This is a genomic window from Parasedimentitalea marina (assembly GCF_004006175.1).
In the GTDB taxonomy this organism is placed as follows: domain Bacteria; phylum Pseudomonadota; class Alphaproteobacteria; order Rhodobacterales; family Rhodobacteraceae; genus Parasedimentitalea; species Parasedimentitalea marina.
Genome location: NZ_CP033219.1, coordinates 2,711,226 through 2,734,995 on the forward strand (window position 1 = coordinate 2,711,226; position 23,770 = coordinate 2,734,995).

18 protein-coding genes, 2 pseudogenes and 1 riboswitch are annotated in these 23,770 nt (G+C 54.8%); of the genes and pseudogenes, 9 read left to right on the forward strand and 11 right to left on the reverse strand.

The window, feature by feature from the left end; genetic code table 11:
- The first annotated feature begins 8 nt into the window (after positions 1-8).
- The 4 genes from EBB79_RS13060 (at position 9) to EBB79_RS13075 (ending at position 1,927) form a co-directional block, all read left to right on the forward strand.
- Positions 9-269, forward strand: a complete 261-nt coding sequence (locus EBB79_RS13060; protein ID WP_127749295.1) for a hypothetical protein — start codon at positions 9-11, stop codon at positions 267-269.
- On the forward strand, positions 266-721 hold the full coding sequence (locus EBB79_RS13065; RefSeq protein WP_127749296.1) for a gp16 family protein: 456 nt from the start codon (positions 266-268) through the stop codon (positions 719-721). Before EBB79_RS13060 ends, EBB79_RS13065 begins: the two co-directional genes overlap by 4 nt.
- Positions 718-1,113 carry a helix-turn-helix domain-containing protein gene (locus EBB79_RS13070; RefSeq protein ID WP_127749297.1) on the forward strand — a complete coding sequence of 132 codons (396 nt, stop codon included), beginning with the start codon at positions 718-720 and terminating at the stop codon, positions 1,111-1,113. Before EBB79_RS13065 ends, EBB79_RS13070 begins: the two co-directional genes overlap by 4 nt.
- 454 nt (positions 1,114-1,567) lie before the next feature.
- Positions 1,568-1,927: a helix-turn-helix domain-containing protein gene (locus tag EBB79_RS13075; RefSeq protein WP_127749298.1), complete on the forward strand. Its 360-nt coding sequence runs from the start codon at positions 1,568-1,570 to the stop codon at positions 1,925-1,927.
- Between the two features lie 269 nt (positions 1,928-2,196).
- Here EBB79_RS13075 and EBB79_RS13080 read toward each other — a convergent pair.
- The 4 genes and pseudogenes from EBB79_RS13080 to EBB79_RS13095 form a co-directional block, all read right to left on the reverse strand.
- Positions 2,197-3,171: pseudogene (locus EBB79_RS13080) on the reverse strand (FecCD family ABC transporter permease); the annotation flags it as partial.
- 77 nt (positions 3,172-3,248) lie between these two features.
- Complete coding sequence (locus tag EBB79_RS13085) at positions 3,249-4,187, reverse strand: ABC transporter substrate-binding protein (protein WP_238705086.1); 939 nt, start codon at positions 4,185-4,187, stop codon at positions 3,249-3,251.
- A gap of 5 nt (positions 4,188-4,192) precedes the next feature.
- Positions 4,193-4,990 (reverse strand): ABC transporter ATP-binding protein, encoded by a 798-nt coding sequence (locus EBB79_RS13090; protein WP_127749300.1) that lies wholly within the window; start codon positions 4,988-4,990, stop codon positions 4,193-4,195.
- Positions 4,987-5,391: a DUF1636 family protein gene (locus EBB79_RS13095; RefSeq protein WP_127749301.1), complete on the reverse strand. Its 405-nt coding sequence runs from the start codon at positions 5,389-5,391 to the stop codon at positions 4,987-4,989. Before EBB79_RS13095 ends, EBB79_RS13090 begins: the two co-directional genes overlap by 4 nt.
- 103 nt (positions 5,392-5,494) lie before the next feature.
- Positions 5,495-5,714, reverse strand: a riboswitch (cobalamin riboswitch).
- 897 nt (positions 5,715-6,611) lie between these two features.
- Between EBB79_RS13095 and EBB79_RS13100 the strand changes: the two genes are divergently transcribed.
- Positions 6,612-7,583, forward strand: coding sequence for a phytanoyl-CoA dioxygenase family protein (locus EBB79_RS13100; protein ID WP_164860806.1), 972 nt, complete (start codon positions 6,612-6,614; stop codon positions 7,581-7,583).
- Between the two features lie 28 nt (positions 7,584-7,611).
- Here the strand turns inward: EBB79_RS13100 and EBB79_RS13105 are convergent, their stop codons facing one another.
- The 5 genes from EBB79_RS13105 to EBB79_RS13125 all read right to left on the reverse strand — a co-directional run bounded on the left by EBB79_RS13105 (position 7,612) and on the right by EBB79_RS13125 (position 15,108).
- Entirely contained in the window at positions 7,612-8,478 is an 867-nt protein-coding gene (locus tag EBB79_RS13105) for a sulfotransferase domain-containing protein (protein WP_127749303.1), read from the reverse strand.
- Positions 8,475-9,767, reverse strand: coding sequence for an NAD(P)/FAD-dependent oxidoreductase (locus tag EBB79_RS13110; RefSeq protein WP_127749304.1), 1,293 nt, complete (start codon positions 9,765-9,767; stop codon positions 8,475-8,477). Before EBB79_RS13110 ends, EBB79_RS13105 begins: the two co-directional genes overlap by 4 nt.
- Positions 9,757-10,926, reverse strand: a complete 1,170-nt coding sequence (locus EBB79_RS13115; protein WP_164860807.1) for a glycosyltransferase — start codon at positions 10,924-10,926, stop codon at positions 9,757-9,759. The genes EBB79_RS13110 and EBB79_RS13115 overlap by 11 nt, the downstream gene beginning before the upstream one ends.
- The gene (locus EBB79_RS13120) at positions 10,923-13,337 is read right to left on the reverse strand and encodes a glycosyltransferase (protein ID WP_127749306.1); all 2,415 of its coding nucleotides are present in this window, start codon (positions 13,335-13,337) and stop codon (positions 10,923-10,925) included. The genes EBB79_RS13115 and EBB79_RS13120 overlap by 4 nt, the downstream gene beginning before the upstream one ends.
- Positions 13,338-13,806: 469 nt before the next feature.
- Complete coding sequence (locus EBB79_RS13125) at positions 13,807-15,108, reverse strand: alpha/beta hydrolase family protein (RefSeq protein WP_127750992.1); 1,302 nt, start codon at positions 15,106-15,108, stop codon at positions 13,807-13,809.
- Positions 15,109-15,409: 301 nt separating this feature from the next.
- On the opposite strand from EBB79_RS13125, the gene EBB79_RS13130 reads away from it, so the two are divergent.
- Positions 15,410-16,387: a DUF922 domain-containing protein gene (locus EBB79_RS13130; RefSeq protein WP_164860808.1), complete on the forward strand. Its 978-nt coding sequence runs from the start codon at positions 15,410-15,412 to the stop codon at positions 16,385-16,387.
- A 9-nt stretch (positions 16,388-16,396) separates the two neighbouring features.
- On the opposite strand, the pseudogene EBB79_RS25665 reads toward EBB79_RS13130, so the two are convergent.
- Positions 16,397-16,804, reverse strand: a pseudogene (locus EBB79_RS25665) (IS66 family transposase); the annotation flags it as partial.
- A gap of 763 nt (positions 16,805-17,567) precedes the next feature.
- Between EBB79_RS25665 and prpE the strand changes: the two are divergent.
- Both prpE and EBB79_RS13145 read left to right on the forward strand, forming a co-directional pair.
- Positions 17,568-19,460 carry a propionate-CoA ligase PrpE gene (prpE, locus tag EBB79_RS13140; protein ID WP_127749308.1) on the forward strand — a complete coding sequence of 631 codons (1,893 nt, stop codon included), beginning with the start codon at positions 17,568-17,570 and terminating at the stop codon, positions 19,458-19,460.
- Between the two features lie 193 nt (positions 19,461-19,653).
- Positions 19,654-21,087 carry an amidase family protein gene (locus EBB79_RS13145; protein ID WP_127749309.1) on the forward strand — a complete coding sequence of 478 codons (1,434 nt, stop codon included), beginning with the start codon at positions 19,654-19,656 and terminating at the stop codon, positions 21,085-21,087.
- A gap of 225 nt (positions 21,088-21,312) precedes the next feature.
- Here the strand turns inward: EBB79_RS13145 and EBB79_RS13150 are convergent, their stop codons facing one another.
- Positions 21,313-22,080, reverse strand: a complete 768-nt coding sequence (locus tag EBB79_RS13150) for an NAD kinase (protein ID WP_127749310.1) — start codon at positions 22,078-22,080, stop codon at positions 21,313-21,315.
- 165 nt (positions 22,081-22,245) lie between these two features.
- Here EBB79_RS13150 and glyA point away from each other — a divergent pair, with 165 nt between their 5' ends.
- A complete protein-coding gene (gene glyA, locus EBB79_RS13155) occupies positions 22,246-23,541 on the forward strand; it encodes a serine hydroxymethyltransferase (RefSeq protein ID WP_127749311.1) in 1,296 nt (431 codons plus the stop codon).
- Positions 23,542-23,770 lie beyond the last annotated feature (229 nt).

Here is a 23,770-nt window from a genome sequence, read left to right on the forward strand (position 1 = left end):
GAATTCCTGTGCCCAAGTCTAAGGAAAAATACCGCCTAAAGCTGCGTCAAAATCTCAGCGCCTACGCGACCAGCCAGACCCGCGCGTCGATGACCCTGGGAGGTCGGCTGACAGTTCTCAGGCTACAGGCCACTGTTGCTGGCCTGACTGACGTCGACCTTGCAGACATTACCGCCGAGGAAACCGCACGGTCGGATCGTCGATTGGCGCGGATCACGGCTTTGCACCCTGTTGGACCCGTCGTTCATGTCGAGGACATCCAATCATGACCCGCGCCCTGCAACAAAAGATCCACGTCGGTTGCCGCCAGCTTGGTTTGGACGGTGACGCCCGCCGCGCTCTGCAGCTCGCTGTAACCGGCAAGCATTCCATGAAGGACATGGACCACGCCGAACTCTTGATGCTGATCAAACGGCTTAATAGCGATGGCTTTAAACCCTCTTCAAAGGGTCCCAAAAAACACAAAGCCGCCTCACGCCCAGATTTGCGCCTAGTCCACGTTCTTTGGCGCAAGCTTGGCGAGGCCGGCGCGTTGCGCGATCCCAGCCGCGCCGGGCTGAACAAGTTCATTCGCGCGCGGTTCGGCAACACCTGGGGCTCGGTTCCGGCTGATGTCGACATGCTCCGCCAGTGGTCCCAGATCAATGCCGTCATCCAGGCGCTCAAAAATTGGGGCGCTCGGGCTGACATCGACTTTGACTGGGCGGAGCATCGCAAGTGAGCAATGGCTTCAAGCCATATCTACCCGGCGTTCTGGCGCTGATCGCTGACGAAATCAGCGTCGACCTTGCGGTACGCCTGGCCAAACAGCGCGGCGGCCGCGAGATCTATATCGCCAAGGACCCTGCCCCCGGTTGCTCTCTCTCAAAAATCGTCGGGCAAGCCAATGCGCAAAAGCTCTACAAACTGCTCGGCAGCGGCAAGATGTTGGTGCCCGCCGGAAACATCTGCGGTCAAACCGGACGCCGCCAGCGGATCGCCATGCTGCTGGACCAGGGCTTGAGCCATTCGATCATTGCCGCAGAGGTCGACGTTCATATCCGGACTGTGGAACGCATGTCAGCAGAACTGCGCTGCGCTAAGGATCAGCGCCAGTCCGATCTATTCCTCTAAATCCTGATCGATCTAACTGGTGATCGCGCCGGATGATCTCCGTCGTCTGCAGGCCTGTTGAGAAAATCCACCCTCCCGCACTCTGGTTTTCATTCCTAAGCAGGAAAAAGGCAGTATTTTGCCTATTCAATCCGTTTCACCCCAGCAAGCAGAGAACTGCAGGCCGGACCTGTTCTGAGGATCGCCGTTAAATACCACTTAAACGGGGCAGCATCGCGGTTGTGATAATTTCCGCCCCGGAGTAGCGTTCAGGCGGAAAGTGACCTCAGCGGCCCGCATATCGAGCCCCTGAGATCTCGCCAAATCTCCGACAAAATTTGCCCACCGCGTTTTGGCTTTGGACCCGACACGTGACGGGGCGGTACGCACCGACGAGTGTCGGCATCAAGATCCTATGCCAGACACACACGCCCCCCCGAACCTACTAACCTGTGATGAAATGATTGATCTCGGGATGACCGTCCCTGAGATCCTCGAAGAGCTGGAAGACAGCCTTGGTCCGGACGCCGTCTGGAAGCTCACAGGCCTCTTTGGCGGCACTGAAACCAACATCCCACATCAGCACAGCCTGGCGCGCTCAATCCTAACCGAGCAGCTTGGTGATCAGATCAGCCATTGGCTGTTCAAGACCTATGGTCCGGGGCGGATCCAAATCCCGCTTGGGCCGCATTCCAGCCGAGCCCTTAAAATGGCCGCCTTCCGAGCCGCGCTTCTCACCCGCCAGCCCCACCGCAAAATTGCTCGTTCCCTGGGTTGCCACGTTCGTACAGTTGAGCGGGCCAAGCGCGAACTGGTAGCAGCTGGGTTTATCTAGAGCGGTTGGGGTTTGCCCCAGACACGACCTTTCGCTGGCGCTACATGTAACGAACGACCCAAAGCCGCCATCTATGCCAAACCCGTCTAACGGCTGCATCCAGCCCTTTTAAGACTTTGGTGCGCGGTGCAGCATCCGACACTAAGGGCGGACAGCGACCCCTCGCTGCGAGATCCGCTCCAACGACGGCTATGCTCAGTAAGTGTGCTTTGCAAAGTCACGAGTGTTACTAAATTCCATCGTTGATTGTCCCCATGGAAATAACAAATTTAGTGCGTCCTGCGTCGCAGAAGCCAGACGAAAAAAACGCCGCCAATCAGGCCAGTGACAATCCCGATGGGCAAGTCATCAGGTGCCATTATCGTACGTGCGATGATGTCCGACCAAAGTAAGTATATTGCGCCAAAAAGACCGGCTATTGGCAAGACATGCGCGTAATCTCCTCCGACCATCAGCCGAACAATATGAGGGATCATTAGACCAACAAAGCCAATGATCCCAGAAAATGCGACCATTACGCCGGTTATCAACGCGCCGGTCATAAAGATCATCAACCGAAAGCGGCTAACAGAAATGCCAAGGGTTGATGCTGTTTCATCACCGATGGTCATCGCATTCAAATTAGCTGAATTCAGCCAAAGATATGTGCCACAAAAGCACAAAACCACCAACGGATAAACAAGCTGTCCCCATTGCGCGAGCCCTAGTCCCCCAAGCATCCAGAATACGACCGTATGGGTAGCGCGCGGATCACCTAGGAAAATCAGAATGTTTGCCAGTGACATAATGATAAACGACACTGCAACCCCGGCAAGAATAAGCCTGTCTGCACTGGTGGCAGAGGCAAATTGTGACACGGCAAGAACCAATACCGTCGCCCCCAACGCCCCAAGGAACGCCAGCAAAGGCACAGTCAAAAGGCCTAGGAACATACCCGTGTGCAAAAGCGCAAGGATCGCCCCAAACGCTCCGCCTGCTGAGATTCCAAGCAAATGAGGGTCCGCCAAAGGGTTCCGTGTGACGGCTTGCAAGCTTGCCCCAACCATTGCTAGGCCAGCGCCAACAAGACATGCCAATAATGCACGGGGAAACCGTATATCCCAGACAATTGCTTCGCGCCCGGCGGACCAATCTTGGGTAATGAATCCGGGGAGAATTTTGTTCAAAAGGATTCCCCAGACTGTTGATAGCGGAATTGAAATTGCGCCAACGCTGACAGCAATCGAAATGGAGAGGACAAGAACAATCAGCCCGCCACCCATAACGGAGCCAAAGCCTACCCAACTTGTTTTCTTTAACTTTCTTGCCCTCTCAACAGTCATCATTCAGTCCGGAATGCAGCTGAAAGTGTCTTTACAGCAGCAATGTTTCGCGGACCTGGGGTTGCCTCAACATATTCCAAAGTTACAAAACGGTCGTTTTTGACGGCATCAATGTTTGCGAAGGCTGGGTTCGACATCATGAACGCGCGTTTCTCTTCAGCCGTTACTTCGCCGTAGTTTACGATGACAATGACTTCAGGGTTACGTTCGACCACTGCTTCCCACCCAATGGTCGACCAGCTTTTTTCCAAATCATTCATAACGTTGATGCCGCCAGCAGCCTCAATTAAGGCATTTGGCATTGCATATCGCCCTGCCGTAAAAGGCACATCTTCACCACTGTCATAAACAAACACACGGGGTGCTTGCGGTAATGGCATAAGGCCAGCAGAAAATTGGGCAAGGTCCTCTCGGTATCCAAAAACAAGGGCTTCGGCAGTATCACTTACGTTAAATATCTTCCCCAAATTCAAGATGTCATTATACATGTCATTCATGCTGACGGCATCTTTCTCACCGATGTGAATGCAGCTTTCCGTCAGCTCATAGACATTAATCCCAAAGGGCGCGAGGGTCTCTGGCGTGACTTCGCCACCGACCTTCATGCCGTAATTCCAACCGGCAAAATAGAAGTCGGCATCGGCACCAATCAACACTTCTTTATTGGGATACTTGGATGACAGTTCAGGTAGCTCTTGAACGCCTTCGGTCATGGTTGCATCCAGGGTCTTCCAGCCCGAGATTCCTGTATAGCCAACCATCCGATCCGCAAGGCCCAGTACTAACATCATCTCGGTCAGATTCACGTCATTCGAGATTGCAGCCTGTGGAGGTTTGTCAAAAGTAACCGCACGATTACAGCTTTGCACTGTGATTTCTGCAAGCCCACTGTTGGCAAGAAGTGTTGTCATCATCGCGGACGCGAGTGCTGTATACATAAGTTTCATATGGTGTTCCTTTGGTCAGGTAGGTGGAAAGAAAGATGTTGTGTATTGCTTGGGCGCAGGTATTCACGACGGGCCTTAATACGAAAAGCTTCGGAAACCTGCGCCTCTGTCAGCACCGTGTCAGGACGACCGAACCCGATTGTGTGACCATTCTCCAAAAGCAAAATTTGGTCACAGATCTGCGATGCCATATTCAGGTCGTGTAGCGAGACAATAATAGTCAGGTCGAGTTCCCGGATCAGTGCCAGAACCTCTAACTGGTGGCGGATATCAAGGTGGTTTATTGGTTCGTCCAACACCAATACTTGCGGCTGTTGTGCCAATGCTCGCGCCACCATTACCCGTTGGCGCTCTCCGCCTGATAAAGTCAACAAATCGCGGAAAGAAAGGCTCTGCAGGCCAAGCCGTGAAAGCACCTCATCCACGATGTCTGCGTCTCGCGCGCCGGGCGTCGAATATCCCAATCGATGCGGAGTGCGGCCCAATGCCACGACCTCCCGCACTGTTAAACCAAAGGACGTTGGTTGTTCCTGCAACACGGCGGCAACTTTGCGAGCCGCGGAACGCGGTGGCATGCCCCATATATCTTGCCCATCAATAAGGATGTGTCCTGATGAGGGGGAGTAGTAGCGATAAATCATCCGCAACAGGGTAGATTTCCCCGCGCCATTGGGCCCAACCACCCCCAAGACCTGACCAGCGTTCACCTCGAAGCTGGTGGGTTGCAGCAGGAGCGGTTGATTTTTACGTGGGGCCCAACTGAGGTTTTCAGCGATAAGACTAGCGGCATTCATGATAGGCGCACCTCGCTGTCTTCCAGCGCTATGATGGCCGCTGGCAGACGGGCGAGTGTGCATTTGCGCGGGTTTTCCGGGCGATCAACTGATGAACACCAGGCCTCTCTCTCCACCGCATACTGACGGGCAAAGACGACCAAGTCATCGATGTCATCGCCAGGGTCAATGTCGCCAAACAGATGCGTCGCGTTACGCGTCCCATGATAGGCAACTGTACAGGGCCGATCACATCCCACCATATAGGCAACGCCTGATACAACGAACTCTTCAGAGATTGCATCTCCCCCAGCAAAAATGGCCGCGCGCAGCTGCGCAATCAATTCATAGCCGGGCCTGCATAGGGTGCCCTTATGCTTGCATGACGTGCATATTGTAATTCTGTGTGTTGGTGATCCCATGTCGCCCTCCGCGAAAACGCGGGGTACAAAGCAGACATGTATTTCCGAACGGAATAATCCGTAAAGCCATCATGGCCTCCTGTCCGGACACCCCGCCCGGGTTGAAGTTGCATCGATGATGGCAGGTCTCCTGACTTGTGGGTTTTCGCTTGCCCGAACCTTCCCAAACGCTTGCGCGTTCAGTGGTGTTCACCGGGTTTGCTCGCCACTTACAGTTGCGGGGGCAGTTACGGATTCGGCGCCTGTTGGCTATTCCTCACCGTATTCCCATTTCATTCTGGAATCACATTCGGCTTCCAGAAACCATCAATGCGGTATGTCCGGCAAAAAGTTCAAAACGTCAAGAGCTCTGCTCGTCTCTTTGAGCTGAAAGTGTGAATATGCTGCGCCAAGGTCCAACGGCAGGTAAGGGCCGTTCATGCACTCTCGTGACGCATGAGGCTTCGACTTTGCAAAGCCCGCTATCTGCGCATTGCTGCCATTGGTGGTGATCGCGTCTAATGGCTGGTTCCAGCCCTTCTACGACGTTGGTTCCGGGTGCAGCATGACGCGGCATATGGGGCACAAAGGGCGGAATGCCGCCGTTCGCTGCGCCGCGCATGAACTGGCAAACTGCGGACTTTGCCGACCTCCGGTTCTTGTACTTCGCTTGCGCAGCAATTACTCGCGCGTGCAACAAATATACCGCTGCGGCGCGGCGCTTGTCGCCGAAGCCGCCATTCAGCAGGGTCATGAGACGCAGAACTCAGACTGTGGTTTCGCCGCAAGCCGCGGGAACCATCGGGACGTGGGCTTTATCAACCTTTGGTTCTCAGTCTTCGCCGGCACAGCATCGCTTTCCACCTATTGAGGACAAAATGTAGCAAATCAACTAACCTGCTCCTCACTGAATCCATGCTTGCGGCACGCCTCAGCGGTCGGCACCCAGACTTCCCCGCTCTTTGATCACCCTGTGATTTGGGTTTCCGTGAAACGGCACTTTCACATTCGTTTCCTCTTAAGAAAGGTTGAGCAAACTTAACATCAGAACGATTCATGTTACGGGGGACAGATCACTTGACTCCACAGCTTCGAACGGAATTTCCCTGTCACGCTGGTCTTGGCCACAGTGCAGGTTCGTGACATAGCTCAACATTCAAACCGGGCGGAAACTATGGTTGCGATCAGCGAACTATTTTCAGACCTAAATCCGATGAATGTCCATTTCGAAAGGAATCGCAATGTTCTTCAAAAACCCTCTCGAGAAGTATGCATCTTCTCTTTCCAGTAACTTCTTGAGGGCGATCAACGGTCCATACTTCTGCAAGAGCCTGCGAGAGATTTCAAAAGCCCGTTATGAAGATATCGCAACACAACCCGAAAACGAAGTCTACCTCGTTGGAAAACGAAGCGACCGCGAAGACGAAATGCTGAATGCGACCCTGACGGAGGACCAGCTTTTCTACCGCCAGAATGGCTATGTGATCAAACGGAATTTCATTCCCCATGATCTGATTGCGGAGTATCTGGAACTTCGCAAGAAGCTTAATCTGGGTGATGCGGGCTTTGGCACTCCGGTCAGTTATGTAGAACACCCCGAGATCCGGAGGATCGCCTTGTTCCCTGAACTGGTGAAACTGTTCCGCGATCTGCATGGCATGGATATGGGTTTACTGGTGACACACACCCGCCATCGATCGACGGAACGGGGATGGCATCCGGACGGCTATCTTGACGCCGCGGAGGCGCTGCCCCGGGCCGGAGTCTGGTTTGCTCTTGATGACATTGACCCGCGCTCCGGACCTTTTGAGTACATCGCAGGGAGCCACCGATGGAAAATGGTCAACAATCAGATGCTCAACACTTTCCTCAAACCCGAATACAGATGGCCGCAGGCGCATTTCGGAGCGCAGAAAGGTGAATTGACTTGGGGTGGCATAGTTGAGGCTATCATCGACCCAATTGTCATGAAGAAAATCGAGCAGGAAAACCTGAAGGTCGAATCCTTTTGCCCGACCAAGGGTGATGTCTTAATCTGGCATGGAAGGCTGATCCATCGCGGCGCCGTGCCAGAGGTGCGTGGACTTTCCCGACCATCCATTATAGGGCAATACGTTCCACTGCACGAAAAGGGTCGCGGCATGTTCATGCGGAATCCGGAAGGCGGATTCTTTCTTGTCCGACCTTCTCTTCATGACGCTGTAAAGTTCTGAGATCTGCCCTCAAACGCGTACTTCATTTTCAGCGCCGCCAATTTGTCGGAAGCTCATAGCCGAGTTCTTCGACCTCACTGGCGATCCGTTCGATGTCAGTGTCAAACAGTTCAGGAAAGAAATCCGGCATTGGTCGCTCGGCGGAAACGTTCACTTTTTTGACAATTTTTTCTGAGGGATATTCGTGCGCACGAATCCCCAGGAAATCCTCTAGGGATGCAAGCGCTTCGTCAGGGCGAGAAAAGAGATCTTCGTAGAATTGAACATACAACATCTGCCGTGAAAGTCCGGCAGTCATCTTTCGAAGCGCGTCGCCATATTCACAATTGTCCCAGATGAAAGGCCGCTTTGCGAACGCATAGAACTCCTCGGGGCTCCAGCTATCAAGCTGATCTGCCTGCCCGGTCACCTGTAGGTGGAATTTCAGGTGGCTCCATAGCCGGTCAAGCGGGTTGCGCATTGTATAGAGCACTCTCAGCTTGCCACATTTGCCTGCGATTTCATGCCATGCATGGGCCGGTAGCAGCGCGTGAAAATTGGAAAAATCGCAACTATACTGACCGGGCCGCTTTGCGCGGAACAGATTGGCGTACCATTTGTCGTCAACCGGATCGTCAAAATAGGCGTCGAGGAACTGCAGGTTCCGTTTTACGACCCGTATATTCGACCGGGCAGGGTCAATGCGGCCAAGAACACGAGCATTTGCGTTCGCCATCCTGCGTTCATCGCTCAGAATTGCCTCGTGACCGTAACTGAAGTGAAAGTAGTGGAGTTCTTTTTCCGGTGTGAAATACAGTTCTGGATGCGCCTGCATGACGGAATACAGCCATGTCGTCCCGCACTTCGAAGCCCCGACGCTGAGGAAGAGGGCGTCAAACGGTCTGTCTTCGGTCATCCGGTCGTTTCCTTGTCGTGTTCGCCCTGCACTTGCTGCCGAACGGCGCTTATCCCACTTCTTAACGCCCGCCCCATCAGCATGTCTTCCCATCTTCCAAACTTGCCCACAAGGTGAACATCGGATGCCGCCAGAGCATTATGAGCCCGCGCAACAAAATTCGGAGTGTCGGCATTCATAATGATCGCCGAATGCTCGACGGAAGCGGTATCGGTAAAAGCAAGCTGTGCATCGGGAGTTATCATTCCCAGTTCGATCAATTGCCTTATTGCGTCTTTCGGATCCGTGGCCAGAGATTTTTGCGCGCCGGGTACGCGGCCTGCCTCTAGCATCAGCAGGGCCTCACCTGGAGGACAGCAATGGTCAGAGTAGGCGGACAGAACCGTAAGGCGGTGAAAACCAATGTTGTTTGAGGCGATCCGTGCAAAGTCATAGTCGCGCGTCCAATTTTCCCGCAGAGCAAGATAGATAATGTCAGAGCTGGCATAGGGCAATGCTTCCTCAATCTCGCGAGAACTGAACGGGCACTCCTCCAGTAGTCTTAACAACTCAGGCAGGGGCAACGATGAATAAAGGGATGCAAATTCCACGCTTGACCCGTCCGACAACCATGCCCTTTTTTCCTTGAGAGACAGACGAACCAACTTGCAATCGTATAGCAGTCGCCGTTGATCGAGCACTTTCAGCAAATGTGTGGAGAGCGCGCCCACACCCACATTCTCGGGATAAAGGTAGGATGATTCACCGACGTTCGCCTTGCATGCTGGCAGAACCCGGCGGTTCCACTTTGGTGGCAGGGTCTCGAGATCGACGCAAAGTCGCTTGCGATCATACGGAATTAGAAAGCGTGCTGCGATGTCAAAACCAAAAGTGTCGATGAGGTAGCTTAGGTAGTTTGGAACACTTTGATCAGAGTGACCGGTCGCCACTATATCCGGCAGCGATCCGGCATTGTCACCCAGCGGAAGATGGACGGGAACCGGATGACCGTCGACATCGCAGAAGAAGACGCTGTTCGAGCGATGATGCCGAACCCGGATATCCTCTCCCAATGCCATCCAACGCAGCAGATCGGCGTCGAAATCCAGCATTATATGTGGTCCGTAGTCGAGCCGGTATTCATTGACCGTTCTGCTTTGCGCCCAGCCCCCCGGCTCTTGTTTTGCTTCGATGGCCAGCCAGTCTTCCCCGGCTTCATCCAAGGACCGCGCGGCGCCGATGCCACTCATGCCCAATCCGACCACAAGGTGTATTTTGCCTTCGCTGGTTTTAACGCTTCTATTGGTCATGAAGCACCTCGTCGTAGATCTTTTGCAACTCCTTGTATTGGGTAGAGACGGGTCGCAGAGATGCGGTTGGTGGGGGAGTCGTGAACCGGAGAGGGTCGCGATCCAGCGCGTGTAACAAACCAATCAATTCCTCTGCATTCTCCACGCCGAAAGTGTAGCCGTTGATCCCCGAAACGATGTGATCCGCAGCGGCCCCCAGATTTGACGCAAGGACCCAGCAGTCGGCCAGACTTGCCTCGCGCGACACCAGGTTAAAGCTTTCCGGCCAAAGCGACGGAACGACCACAACATCAGAATCGGCGTACAGTGATGCTACTTTCTCAGTCGGTACATAGCCAATGGTGCAGACGTCGGTGTCGCCCCACCTGCCATCGCGTGAGAACCCCTCACGACGGGCGTGGTCGATCACCGTGATATGGACATGAGACAATTGCGCTTTCAGAACAGCCGCACGCAGTAGATGATAACCCTTCCGCGCATCGACCCCTCCCATATAGAGAAGACGCACTTTTTTGGTGGCAGATTTTGACTGCGTTGCAAAAGGAGACACGCCATTTTCATTAACGACAATTTCGTCGCACAGCCCGGTGGAAACCAGAATGTCGCGAAACGTCTGTGATACAGTGAGAACCCGATCGAACTTCGAAATGGCGGCACTCAACGCATCCATGCGGTTGCGGGCCGCTGCGGGTTCGCGCGCGCGATAATTATAGATGGCCGGTTGTAGATCTTGGTCAATCATGAAGAGGTCGTCTGCTACCCACCAACCGTCATGCATTGTCAGAATTGACGGGATGCCGCGCGCCTTGACCGCTTCTACCAATTCCAGCCCCATTCTCTGGATGCAATGGAAATGGACAAGATCAGGCTGGACACGGTCCAGAAAGCGGGTGAAGGGCCCCACGATGTCGTCACGCTGAACAAGACGTTCCATGTCATCCAGCCAAGGGCAGGCCACGGCAAAGATAGGAATCCCGCGATGAAGCCAGGTTTCGTGCCGGTCGGGCTGATTGTTTCCAAACAATGTGCAGAACACCCCGCAAGCATCGTAACGTTCGTCCGCTATCATGCAGTCGATATTGTCTTCGATTACGCGCGATGCGCCGCCCTTGGATTGCGGCGGAAAGCTGACATTCACAATGAGGACGCGGTGGCTCATGCGTAAAGTTCGATCTGTGCAATGATGTCTTTCAACGTCGCGCATTGTGAATCGAAAGAAAACCCTTCTGAAACGGCACGCTGCGCCGCATCTCCGATGCGCCTGCGATCAGATGCCGATGCAGAAAGTGCGCTGATCGGGGTCACGAAATCGTCACCATCTACCAACAATCCAGTAACACCGTCCTCGATACATCTTTCATAGGCAGATGTCGGCGCCAGGACAGACGGAATTCCCAGCATGCTTGCTTCCAGCCACTTGATCTCGCTTTTGCAGTCGGTGAATGCACTTTTTTCGAGCGGGACTACATTCAAATCGAAGCCCGCAAGTGTGGAAAGATATGTTGGATAGTCCCAGCCAAGGTTGATGTGGCCGATTGATTTCCGGGCCGTCTGGTCCAGTTGGTCAAACAATTCGTCGAACGAGCCGCAAAGCGAGAAATGAACTTTGCCCTGAAACGCTTCGGCGATCTTGATGGCTTGCGGTACAAAGACCTGTGCAACGTAGTCCTTGTGCGACTTGGTGGCAGAGCCGACGAACACCCGAATGAGGTCACCGTCGCCCGGGTCAGGCACCGGACCAAGCGAACGCAGCGCGGCCTGATGCACTGAATCAATCCCGTTTGGAAAAACAAAGGACCGCTCTGACCGAACAAGCGCCCCTAGATAATCTGAAAGCGCTTCTGTAGAGGCGATTCCAAAGTCGCAGCAGCGGGCGACAGCTGCGTAGAGAAACGGCAGGACCCTTAGTTCGGAATACTGTTGATCGTCGACTCCTGCACCGTAACTTTCGCGCGCCTCGGGAAAGAAATCAGGATCCAGTATCAGGTCGTCAATTTCAAAGACCGTGGGTATTTTCAGGGCTTTGGCGCGATTAAGCAGCTTTAGCACGCTATAGTAAGCGGGAGTTCTATATAGAATCCAGATATCGAATAGAGCACTTTCTGCAGCTGCTTTTTCGGCTTCACTGTGGACATTGAAAACAGTTGCATTCAGTCCGAGCGTCTCAAGATACTCCAACTTCTGATCGATGCGGTAGCGCTTGCATTGAGGCAGTGACATGTCTGCCAGTATGCCTATCCGTCGCACTTGCGGTTTGCGGAGTGCGTGCTGTTTCTTCCCCAGACCTGACCGGAAAGACGGGATCGCGCTCAAAACCTCAACAAACTGACCTGAGGTCTCCCGTTCGCCTGGCATCGTACGATCCGACTTGGCCGTGACCTGAAGTGCTCTATGCACCTCCCTATGCCAAAGGCTGACGGTCTCGTGGATCTTGTCCATTGCGAAAACGGATCCACTTTCATGACCCGCGGCCTTCTGCGCGTGGCGGACGGCTTGAGGGTGTTTTCCTTGTTCCGCGAGCACCGAGGCCATATGGAAATTGTTCCAAAAAGCGGAGAGGCTGTCGTGAGGTGCCATGTCTCTGGTCGGCGTGGCCTCGCCATGTGAGAGCGCATACTGGCATGAGAACCTGTCGATCACAGCGCTGCGAACGCCCGCCTTTCTCAATTCGAACGCCGCATGCAAGAAACCGCGTGATTTGATTTCGTCCAGACGCTCCATCCGCGCATCAATGATGCTGACTAGTGCGATGCTGTTGTCCTTTGGCAGGTGGTAACCGTGTTCCAAACCAATGCTGATGAAGTGCGCGAACGCCTGAATTTCGTTGAATTCGCTGCAGGCACCTTGATTCCGTGTAACATACTCTCGGTGGTCAAAACCGTCATAGACAAGGGCGCCGTCGCCGCAATAATGCTGCAACAAGTGTGCCATGCTTACAAACGTCTGGTCGCCGCTTGAAGAATCTGCCCACTTTTCCTGTATCTCTAGCGCACTCAATTTGCTGTCGTATAGAGCGTTGTAAAACTCCACATCCGGGGTAAGTTCATACGAGAATGGCAGGATGTCCGTCGAAAAATTCTCAGCGAAGTGTCGAATTGCACTCGCGCGTGTCGGATGGCTTATTCTCCAGTGATTGCACGTTCGAATGTAGCTCAAGTCGATCGTGTTCGCCTCGAAGCTCGACCGCATCCAAAATGCACGACTACGCCCAGGCGTTCTTCCAGCTAGGCGAACGAGCGTGCCCCGAGATACTCTGGCGAACTTCTTGAGGAGACCCAATTTCCGTTCCAAAGCCTCGTCGGAGCCAAATACGACAACCCATTCATCACGGAAACGTCGGTTCGAGACGGTGGACGACAGCTCCCTGCGTTCGAACAACCCATGGGACAAGAAATGCAGGAACGGACATGCATGGGCAGCAGCTACGTCCGTGTTTGCCGCCAAATAGTACGCGTCATCGAAGTACCGATCGATAGATCGAAGAAGTTCAACTGTCCGGTGATCAAGGAACATCCACTTCAACAGGCGATCCAAAAAGTTTGTTTTTGTTAGTAACAAATCTTCCAACATCAAATTTTTCAAGGCATCAACAGCCAGTTACTATCTTGAAGCTTCTTCTGCAATGCTCCACTCTTGATTGCACTCTAACGCGTTCCGAGGCTTGATTCTAAGTGTTTTCCGCCAAGAACTACAATGCTGCAACGTTCTCCTTGGTCTAGTTGCAGATCCTTCTTTCGAGATGCACGAACGGCCGCTTCTCCCTCTGTGCGGCGGCATGGAAATCTTCGCTCATACCGCATTTTTGTGCTGCGAGCGCACGCAGCGAGAAAATTCAAGGTACAGTTTGGGCTCCAACCTGCAGTTGGCTGCAGACCGTTCGAAGGTCCGGTCTGGGCCGGTTGTCTCATTTCAAGACATCTGGGGCGACCACTTTGCAAAGGTCGGTATCTGCGCATAGCCGCCATTGGAGGTGACCCCAGTGAAGGTCCGGAACCCGCTCTTTGTGTCGAAATGAGCTTGGTGCAGTCCATTAGGAGACTTACTTAGCAGCGCTCTTAACTTCATACTTCAGACCCTTGGCAGTGTTCTGCGCAAAGCCCTTCCAGTAGCTGTGGTCTTCCTTAGGGGTGCCATCCTCATTCATCGACCAGACACCGGCGTTGGAAACCTCAACCAGATCAAGGTAGGTGGCCTTCTCTGAGTCACCTTTCAAATGGGTATCCATCCACGCGGTGACAAAATGCTGGGCGATATTATTCATGCGCACCGTGTCCCAAACCGGATCAGAATAATGCTCTGAGATGTTAAAGCCCTTGTCTTCGCTGAAGTAATAGCTCTCCTTCGGCGCTGGCATTGGTGCTGCGGAATTGTGACCGCCATTCACATAGGTCAGCAATGCGTGCGGCAGACCTGACGCGTTTTCCCAGATCGCCCGAACGCCCTCTTCATAGAGCGACGTTTCATCCTGCGACCCTGCGATGAACATCATCGGAATCTGAATACCTGCCAAGCCATCAGCGCTCCAGAAGCCAGTGTTCATGCCCCATGGGCCAATGGCCACTGCAGTTTTAATACGTGCGTCGGGCAATGCGTTATGTGTATCGCTGCCTGCCTGGTGGATACCAAGCGTTCCATGCGGCCCGCCCCAAGAATAGCCAACGGAGGCTTCTGTTACGCCGCCGCCAGCTGTAACGATCGCACCATATCCGCCCATGGAATAGCCGATGAGCCCGGCATTATCCGCATCATAGAGCCCGGCAAAATCGCCACCCTCATCAGTCATCTGCGCCATCTCTTCGAGCACAAACAACTGATCGAGCGAGCGGTTCACAAGAGTGGAGCCAAAGGCAGCCTGCGTCCGGTACGTGCTATCAGTGTGGTCAATTGAAGCCACGACATAGCCCTTGGACGCGATATTCTCTGCCAGATGTGACATCAAAAAACGGTTTCCGGGGTACCCGTGGCTGATCAAAATCAGCGGATAGCCCTTTCCTGCAGGGGCTGCATCACGCACCGCGCGACCTTTCAGCGTCACTTCAGTGGCACCATCGCGCAGAAACGCTTTCATAGACGTATCGCCTGTCGCGCCTGCCTCAGCCGGATACCACATCTCAACCGTCAAAGGACGGTCATAAGTCGGGAATGTCGCAGGTCTGGCAGCGTCTGGCTCAATGGACAGGATATCAATTTGACCGGGGTTCACCATTTCAAGCTGGCGTACTCCAACTGTCATATCTCCATATCCGGCCAATTCGGGCGCATTGGGCAATTGAGTATCGATTGGGTTGTCAGCCATCAGGACGCTTCCTGTCATCGTCGCTACAAGGGCAAAAGGTATCATCGCTTCGGTGCGTCGTGTCATAATAGCTTTCCTCCAAAGTACTTGGATAGACCTAACGGGCATCCCGCCGAACGCAAGCATCACAGACATAACGTTGCGATACATTGCCAGCTACTGTCTCAAACACATCCCGCAGCACATCTCTGTTGTGGAAACGACTAATGCCATTGATCCCCTACTGCCCGACGCCCGTATCACGGCACAGCGTGTCCAAGAGGCTTGATTGGGGCACAAAACAGCGCCAAGATGCAAGGGAAGGCACTCTACTTGGCGAATGTCGGTTCAGCCTTTGGAGGCAACCATGGCCATTACTGTTAAAACCAAGATCCCCAAGCCTGCCAAAAAAACATCCAACGTCTCCGGTGTCGATATGGCGGCGCTGGAAACCGAGTTGGACAAAAATTCTAGCTGGGGCAGCTATGCGGCGGCGCCAGTATTTTCGGCCAAATTTGATAAGTCGAAAAAGGTGAGTGAGATCACCGTGGCACTAAAGCCGGTAATCACGGTTCCAAAATGGAATGAATACGCCAGAAGCACCAAGAAGCGGCAGGCGGAATGGGATCGGATGATCAAAGCGCTGGAGAAATATCTGTCCAGCCTGCACGCCCTGATGTTAGAGGCAGTGGCCAAGTTTGCGGCAGAGATGAAGGATAAGGATTTGGATAAATCCGGACTTGGGGCTGCCACCAAAGAGGCCAAGGCGGCTTTTGCCAAGGCAGTTAAGGATTATACCAGCAAGACCTCGAACGGCAGCTCGGTGGGGGTGTACCTAGACTATATCGAACCGGACCCTGCGACATTCAAGAAAACCGTGCCTGCGCCAAAATCCTCGACCTATACTGTGGCAGGCAAAACTATCGCGGCAGTGTTCAAGGTGCTGGACAAGCGGTCCTTTTGGGGGCGCTACCGCTCGCACCCCAAATACAAGGCGAGTTTTCAGCTGGATGGGCATGTAAAAACATTCACACTGACCAGCAAGCCAACAATCATCATGCCCAAGTGGAAAGACTACTCCAAGGGTAACAAGGGTCAGAAAGCCAGTTGGGACAGTATGTGGAAGAGCCTCGATGTCCATGAAAAGCACCACCACACTATTTTTTCAGACTGTGTGACGCAGCTTGGAAAGACCGTGATTAGCACCGAGATACTTGAGGAGGATCTGGAGGAGTTTTGGAAGGATGAAACCAGCAGCTGGCAGGACAAACAGGACGCGTTTGACGACAAAACGGATCACGGGGCCAACAAGGGTGTGGTGCTGGACGCCTCTTCTGATCCGTGATGGCGGCGTTTAGGCGCAAGTATCACCGTTGCAGCTGATCAAACGCCGTTTTTTTGCTTCGGCCTCAGTTTTCCGTGTATCAACGATGGCCTGATATTCCCATTGCAGTAGCTCGCCGATACGGTTGACGGGATGATGCTGGATGCGTTCGAAGACCCAGGCAAGTCACGCTTCAGGATTAACACCGTTGAGTTTGCAGGTCTCGATCAGGGGATAGGCAATGGCGGCTGAGTTACCGCCAGTTTCCGAGCCCATAAAGAGATAATTCTTGCGGCCCAGAGCCACCGGCCGGACAGCGCGTTCGGCAGTGTTATTATCCAACTCCAGAACGCCGTGATCCAGATAGGGCCTCGCCTTGGTGAGACAGGTGAGCGCATACCTGATTGCCTTGGCCAGTGGCGTCTTGCCGGAGAGTTTAAGGCCTAGGGTTTGTAAACGGTTCAGATCGCCCGCAATCTCTGCGTGACCGATATGGCAGTTCTTAATTGGCTGAGGGCTGAAGCAAACAAAGCCTCTGCCCGCTGAGATATCCATCGCCTGCCCCCCTTAGCCTCTCATTTAGGACTTCAACCCGTCTTCGGTGTTTTGCGACAACGGCGTTCAAAGACCGTTTAAAGGCCGTTTAAAGACGCGTTCAAACCGACGATTTGAACGGTTTACCCGCTTCCCGACTGGTTACTGCAATAATCTCTGTCCCAAAATGCCGATGCCGTACTGTTCAAACCTGAGCCCCGACGACACCTCAGATCACCGCCCGGTGTCCAGCGTTTGGAAAGGTTGCGCAATTGCAGTTTGAAATATGGAAGCACTTCCAACGCTCTGAGGGTGACCTCCGTCAAAACTGCCGCTAGGATGCCCTAAAACCCAAAAACAAGTTGCTGCAACTTTCTCTGTCCATCCGTGCAATAAAGTCTGTCCGGCTACAACAACGCTACATCTGGCTACAATCTCGCTACAACAAGATTCTTAAGTTCATTTGCAGTCAGAATTTGCAAATTTGCAATAATTGAAAACAACACTCGCGAACTCTTCGGGAGTGAACGGTTTGCAAAACTTTGCAGGCCGGGAATTACAAAATATGCAAATTCCACGCAGTTATCTGACGCTTAGTCCCGCAGGCGCCTTGCCCGCGCGCGTTTCTTCCGCCTAACTCTTGCCAGCGAGGTAGGAGGAGCACACGATGTCATACCAAGAACTCTATGAAGGCTGGAAGACCGATCCCGAAGGGTTCTGGATGCAGGCTGCAGAGGCAATCAGCTGGGATCAACGCCCAAGCAAAGCGCTGTTCAATGACGATGCCCCGTACTACGAATGGTTTGCCGATGCCCGTGTGAACACCTGCTACAATGCCGTTGATCGTCATGTCGAATCCGGACGTGGTGAACAGACGGCAATCATTTACGACAGCCCGATCACCCACACCAAGCGCGAAATCTCATATGTTGAGTTGCGCAACCGGGTGGCCAGTCTGGCCGGCGCTTTGCGGGCCAAGGGTGTTGAAAAGGGCGACCGGGTCATCATCTACATGCCAATGATCCCCGAGGCTCTCGAGGCGATGTTGGCCTGTGCACGGATCGGTGCGGTGCATTCGGTGGTATTTGGCGGTTTTGCGGCCAATGAGCTGGCAGTGCGGATTGATGACGCAAAGCCCAAGGCCATCATTGCGGCCTCTTGCGGGTTGGAACCCAACCGGGTGGTACATTACAAGCCTTTGTTGGACGGTGCCATTGATCTGGCCGATCACAAACCTGATTTCTGCGTGATCTTTCAGCGTGAACAAAATGTTGCACAGCTGGTCGAAGGTCGCGATGTCAACTGGCATGGCTTTCAGTATGGGGTCGAGCCAGCCGAATGTGTCCCGGTTGAGGGCAACCACCCCGCTTATATCCTATATACCTCGGGCACTACAGGGCAGCCAAAGGGCGTCATTCGCCACACCGCCGGTCAGTTGGTGGCGCTGAACTGGACCATGAAGAACATCTATAATGTCGATCCCGGCGATGTATTCTGGGCGGCGTCCGATGTGGGTTGGGTCGTGGGGCACAGTTACATCTGCTATGCGCCCCTGATCGCAGGCAACACGACCATAGTGTTTGAGGGCAAGCCGATAGGCACTCCGGACGCCGGTACGTTTTGGCGGGTAATATCCGAGCATAAGGTCAAAAGCTTCTTCACCGCGCCAACGGCATTTCGTGCCGTCAAACGCGAGGACCCGACCGGTGAATTCGTCAAAAAATATGACCTGTCAAACCTGGGCCAGGTCTATCTGGCCGGTGAGCGCGCCGACCCGGACACTATCTTGTGGGCACAGAAGCATCTGGGCGTGCCGGTGATTGACCACTGGTGGCAGACCGAAACCGGCTGGTCGATTGCGGCCAATCCACTGGGCGTCGAAGAACTGCCGACCAAGCTTGGCTCTCCGGCGGTTCCCATGCCCGGCTATGAGATCGATATCCTGGATGAGGGCGGCCATCCGGTGGCCAATGGGGAGCTTGGCGCGATTGCGATCAAACTGCCGCTGCCTCCGGGCACCCTGCCCGGGTTATGGAACGCACCCGAACGGTTCCAGTCCAGCTATCTCAACGCCTTTCCCGGCTACTATGAGACCGGCGACGCGGGCATGAAGGACGACGATGGCTATCTTTATATCATGGCGCGCACCGACGACGTGATCAACGTGGCGGGACACAGGCTGTCCACCGGCGGCATGGAAGAGGTGCTGGCTGGTCATCCGGATGTGGCCGAATGCGCGGTGATTGGCGTCACGGATCAATTGAAGGGCCAGATGCCGGTGGGGTTCTTGTGCCTGAATGCCAACACCACCCGCGAGCACGGCGAGGTGGTCACCGAAGTGGTCAGGTTGGTGCGCGAAAAAATCGGCCCTGTGGCGGCGTTCAAGCTGGCTGTGGTGGTCGATCGCCTGCCTAAAACCCGGTCCGGCAAAATCCTGCGCGGCACCATGGTGAACATCGCCGATGGCACCGCCTACAAACCGCCGGCCACCATCGACGATCCAGCTATTTTGGACGAGATCAAAATAGCCTTACAAACCATTGGGTATGCGGCGGACTAATCCCGGCCAAGTCACTGTAACCGGCCTTGCTACATAAACAGGGCCGGTTCAAACCCAAACAGACCACGGTCTTCGGCCCTCTCATTTAGTATCTTTGAACACGCGTGGCCATGGATAGACCGCATTTGTGACCTCGGGTTTTTCTTGCAACTCCCTTGTCGCTGCCTAACCTGCACCGCAGGAGATTAGTGACATGACACACAAAGATATTTGGCGCCTCAGCGCAACTGAGACCGTTGCCCATACCCATGCTGGCGACTTAAGCGCCGAGGCGAGTATTGCCGCCTCGATCAGCCGCATGGATGCTGCGAACCCTGCGCTGAATGCAGTGGTGGTAGATTTGAGAACTGAGGCGTTGGAGCGGGCTCGCGATCTAGACAAGGCTCGCACGGCTGGTGCAACGCCTGGACCGCTGCACGGGGTGCCTGTCACCATAAAGATCAACGTCGATCAAGCCGGTCAGGCCAGCTCAAACGGGGTGTTGGCGCTAAAGGATCTGATTGCCCCGGCTGATGCCCCGATTGTCGAGAACCTGCAAAAGGCCGGCGCGGTGGTGATTGGACGCACCAACACGCCCGAGTTCTCGTTTCGCGCGGACACCGACAACCCACTGTTTGGCCGCACTTACAATCCTTGGAGCAAACATATCTCGCCCGGCGGCTCATCAGGTGGAGCTGGGGCTGCGGTGATGGCGGGCATTGGTGGCCTGGCGCATGGCAATGACATCGGTGGCAGCCTGCGTTTTCCTGCGGCGGCCAATGGGGCTGTGACGGTCAAGCCGGGCTTGGGCCGTGTGCCTGCCTATAACCCTAGTCAAACTGCCGAGCGGGGCATGCTGGCGCAATCCATGTCAGTGCAAGGACTGCTAACCCGCAGCGCCGCCGATCTGCATCTGTCGATGCCCACGATGATTGCACCCGATCCGCGTGACCCCTTTCACGTCCCTCTGCCCTGGCGCGGCGCCCCACTAGAGGGACCACTCAAAGTCGCCTTTACCAAGAACACTTTTGGCTACGACTTACACCCCGAAGTCGAGGCCGCCTTGGATGACGCCCGGTATGCGCTGGTGGATGCCGGGTATATCGTTGAAGAGGTCGAGCCGCCCAATGTCTTTGACGCCGGGCGCACCGGCTATCGGGCTTTGATGGGCGAGGTGTATACGCTGATGAAGAAAGATATCGATGCAGCCGGCTCCCAAACCGTGCGCGATATCTTTTCGGTGTATTTCCAAGAGTTCCCGCCATTTCAGGACACCGAGCTGCTGCAGATGATGGCCAAGCGCACCTATTACGCCCGGCAATGGTCGCTGTTTCTGGAGCAATATCCACTGGTGCTGACCCCCTTTCTGCCGCAACCGTTTTTCAAGCCCGATCGCGACACCGAGGGGGCCGAGGGCGTGCACGAGGTTCTCGGCTGTGCGGTTTACTCCTATGCGATCAACTATATGGGCCTGCCTGCAGGCTGCGTACCGGCGCGGCTTGCCGACTTGCCGCATGGACCGCAGCCGATCAATGTGCAGATCGTGGCACGGCGTTGGCGCGAAGATTTGGCGGTAGACGCCTGCGCTGCAATCGAAGCCCGCGCAGGCCGCATGTGTGACTTACTGTGGGACCGTATGACGCAATAGCGGCCAACAGTCGTCCCCTGCGTCACGTGTCGGGGATTATCTTAATCAAACACAACGCGGGCGTGGGGTTGGGGCCCCACGCCCGACGCTTGTTTACCAAACATACTCGTTCACAACAATACGGCCACGGGTGGAGCGACCGTCGCTGCTTCCAGCTCGACTTAGGTAGTGTAAATCTGAGAGTTGTCCGCACTGGCGACATCACGTCTTCGTGATCCGCAGTGATCAGGAAAATTGCTCGGAAATCAGTCGCTCTTCCAACCCGTGACCGGGATCAAACAAGATTTTGTGCTGCACATTTGTTTCGGTGCTGATCTCAACCCAATCAATGTCAGCAATCGACTTGGAGATTGAATCCGCATCCGCCATAACAGGCCGTTTCTCTGCCTCGATCACGTCAAATCGGACAGTCGCATGGCTGGGCAAAAGGGCCCCACGCCAACGTCGTGGCCGAAACGCAGCAATGGGAGTCAAGGCCAGCACATCCGAACCAATTGGCACGATTGGTCCATGAGCCGAATAGTTATAGGCCGTGGACCCGGCCGGCGTCGCAACAAGGGCGCCATCACAGACCAGTTCCTCCAGTCGCTGCCGCCCATCGATGGAAATTTTCAGCTTGGCGGCCTGCGGTCCCGCACGCAGCAGCGAGACCTCATTGATGGCCAGGGCCTGGTGCAGATCTCCATGTTGATCCATCGCACGCATAGCCAGCGGATTGATGATTTCTTGTTCGGCAGCCTGTAGCCGCTCGATCAAGCCGTCTTCGCTGTAGGTGTTCATCAAAAAACCAATAGTGCCGCGGTTCATACCATAGACCGCTGCCGGCAGGTCCACAGTCGCGTGCAATGTGTGCAGCATAAACCCGTCACCGCCTAAAGCGACAATTACATCCGCCTCTTGCGGAGCCACCGAGCCGTATTTTTCGACAAGGGCTGTCAGGGCGGTTTGTGCCACCGTAGACGAACTGGCCAAAAAGGCGATTCTCATGCTCATCAATTCGTTTCCGGTATTGCCCAATTGGTTCCGAAACAATCACACCTTTCCTCGGATAGCCAGTCTTGCCGCTCTATTGCTGGGATTCGTCGCAATACAGCCTTTCAGGCTTGTGGTGTTTCCTATAGGAAATCCTCAATTCCAGTCCAACTCTACGGAGCCATCATGACCGAAATCACCAGCGACCCCGGCTTTTTCACCCAGCCTCTGTCTCAGCGCGACCCCGAGCTTTATGCCACGATCACCAGCGAACTGGGCCGTCAACGCGACGAGATTGAACTGATCGCCAGCGAAAACATCGTGTCCGCCGCCGTGATGGAGGCGCAGGGCACTGTGCTGACCAACAAATACGCCGAGGGCTATCCAGGACGCCGCTATTACGGCGGTTGCCAGCACGTGGACGTCGCTGAGCAATTGGCCATCGACCGTGCCAAGCAGTTGTTCGGCTGTGAGTTTGCCAATGTGCAGCCCAATTCCGGCAGCCAGGCCAACCAGGGTGTGTTTCAGGCCTTGATCCAGCCAGGTGACACCATTCTGGGTATGGATCTGGCCTCGGGTGGTCACCTGACTCATGGCGCACGCCCCAACCAGTCGGGCAAATGGTTCAACGCGGTGCCCTATGGTGTTCGGCGCGACGACAACCTGATCGACTATGATCAGGTCGAGGCGCAGGCCAAAGAGCATAAGCCCAAGATGATTATTGCCGGCGGTTCGGCTATCCCCCGCCAGATCGACTTTGCCCGCTTCCGCGAGATTGCCGATATGGTTGGCGCCTATCTGATGGTCGACATGGCGCATATTGCCGGTCTGGTCGCCGCAGGCGAGCACCCCTCGCCGTTCCCACATGCCCATGTTGCCACCACCACCACCCACAAAACCCTGCGCGGGCCCCGTGGTGGCATGATCCTGACCAATGACGAGGCGATCGCCAAGAAAGTCAACTCGGCGATCTTCCCCGGTATCCAGGGCGGCCCGCTGATGCACGTGATTGCGGCCAAAGCCGTAGCCTTTGGTGAGGCGCTGCAGCCCGAGTTTAAAAGCTACCAAAAGCAGGTCCGCGCCAATGCTGTTGCACTGGCGGATCAACTGATCAAAGGCGGGTTGGACATTGTCACTGGTGGCACCGACACCCATGTGATGCTCGTCGATTTGCGCCCAAAAAGCGTGACAGGCAACATCGCGGACAAAGCATTGGGACGCGCCCATATTACCACCAACAAAAACGGTATCCCGTTTGACCCGGAAAAGCCGATGGTCACGTCCGGCCTGCGCCTGGGCACGCCAGCTGGCACCACACGCGGGTTTGGCGAGGCCGAATTCCGCTTGATCGCCGACCTGATCGTCGAAGTGATCGACGGCTTGGCCGCCAATGGGGATGACGGCAACGCCGAGGTCGAGGCCGGTGTTCGCACCAAAGTCGCCGACCTTTGTGCCAGGTTCCCGCTATATCCGAATCTGTAAACGTCGGATTTCAAGTAGCGAAACCGTCGTGGCCCATGGCCGCGGCGGTTTTTATTGCTCAACGTCTCCCGCGCCCTGTTCCTGCATCAAAGATGCCCGAACAAAGGCCTTGGGCATGGCAGCCCTGCGGGCTGGTCTCTCTGGGGTGTGCAACCGCGCCGCGCGCCAGCGCGGCGCCATGCCCAAGGCTTTTGCCTGTCGTTAGACTGGTAAAAGGCACGGGAGTGCA

What these genes read in the sequence shown, in the direction of transcription:
- EBB79_RS13120 (WP_127749306.1), bottom strand. Translation starts at nt 13,337, where the DNA reads ATGTTGGAAGATTTGTTACTAACAAAAACAAACTTTTTGGATCGCCTG.
- EBB79_RS13130 (WP_164860808.1), top strand. Translation starts at nt 15,410, where the DNA reads ATGGCCATTACTGTTAAAACCAAGATCCCCAAGCCTGCCAAAAAAACA.
- EBB79_RS13150 (WP_127749310.1), bottom strand. Translation starts at nt 22,080, where the DNA reads ATGAGCATGAGAATCGCCTTTTTGGCCAGTTCGTCTACGGTGGCACAA.
- EBB79_RS13110 (WP_127749304.1), bottom strand. Translation starts at nt 9,767, where the DNA reads ATGACCAATAGAAGCGTTAAAACCAGCGAAGGCAAAATACACCTTGTG.
- prpE (WP_127749308.1), top strand. Translation starts at nt 17,568, where the DNA reads ATGTCATACCAAGAACTCTATGAAGGCTGGAAGACCGATCCCGAAGGG.
- EBB79_RS13100 (WP_164860806.1), top strand. Translation starts at nt 6,612, where the DNA reads ATGTTCTTCAAAAACCCTCTCGAGAAGTATGCATCTTCTCTTTCCAGT.
- EBB79_RS13145 (WP_127749309.1), top strand. Translation starts at nt 19,654, where the DNA reads ATGACACACAAAGATATTTGGCGCCTCAGCGCAACTGAGACCGTTGCC.
- EBB79_RS13075 (WP_127749298.1), top strand. Translation starts at nt 1,568, where the DNA reads ATGACCGTCCCTGAGATCCTCGAAGAGCTGGAAGACAGCCTTGGTCCG.
- EBB79_RS13105 (WP_127749303.1), bottom strand. Translation starts at nt 8,478, where the DNA reads ATGACCGAAGACAGACCGTTTGACGCCCTCTTCCTCAGCGTCGGGGCT.
- EBB79_RS13065 (WP_127749296.1), top strand. Translation starts at nt 266, where the DNA reads ATGACCCGCGCCCTGCAACAAAAGATCCACGTCGGTTGCCGCCAGCTT.
- EBB79_RS13115 (WP_164860807.1), bottom strand. Translation starts at nt 10,926, where the DNA reads ATGAGCCACCGCGTCCTCATTGTGAATGTCAGCTTTCCGCCGCAATCC.
- EBB79_RS13095 (WP_127749301.1), bottom strand. Translation starts at nt 5,391, where the DNA reads ATGGGATCACCAACACACAGAATTACAATATGCACGTCATGCAAGCAT.
- EBB79_RS13090 (WP_127749300.1), bottom strand. Translation starts at nt 4,990, where the DNA reads ATGAATGCCGCTAGTCTTATCGCTGAAAACCTCAGTTGGGCCCCACGT.
- EBB79_RS13125 (WP_127750992.1), bottom strand. Translation starts at nt 15,108, where the DNA reads ATGATACCTTTTGCCCTTGTAGCGACGATGACAGGAAGCGTCCTGATG.
- EBB79_RS13085 (WP_238705086.1), bottom strand. Translation starts at nt 4,187, where the DNA reads ATGTATACAGCACTCGCGTCCGCGATGATGACAACACTTCTTGCCAAC.
- glyA (WP_127749311.1), top strand. Translation starts at nt 22,246, where the DNA reads ATGACCGAAATCACCAGCGACCCCGGCTTTTTCACCCAGCCTCTGTCT.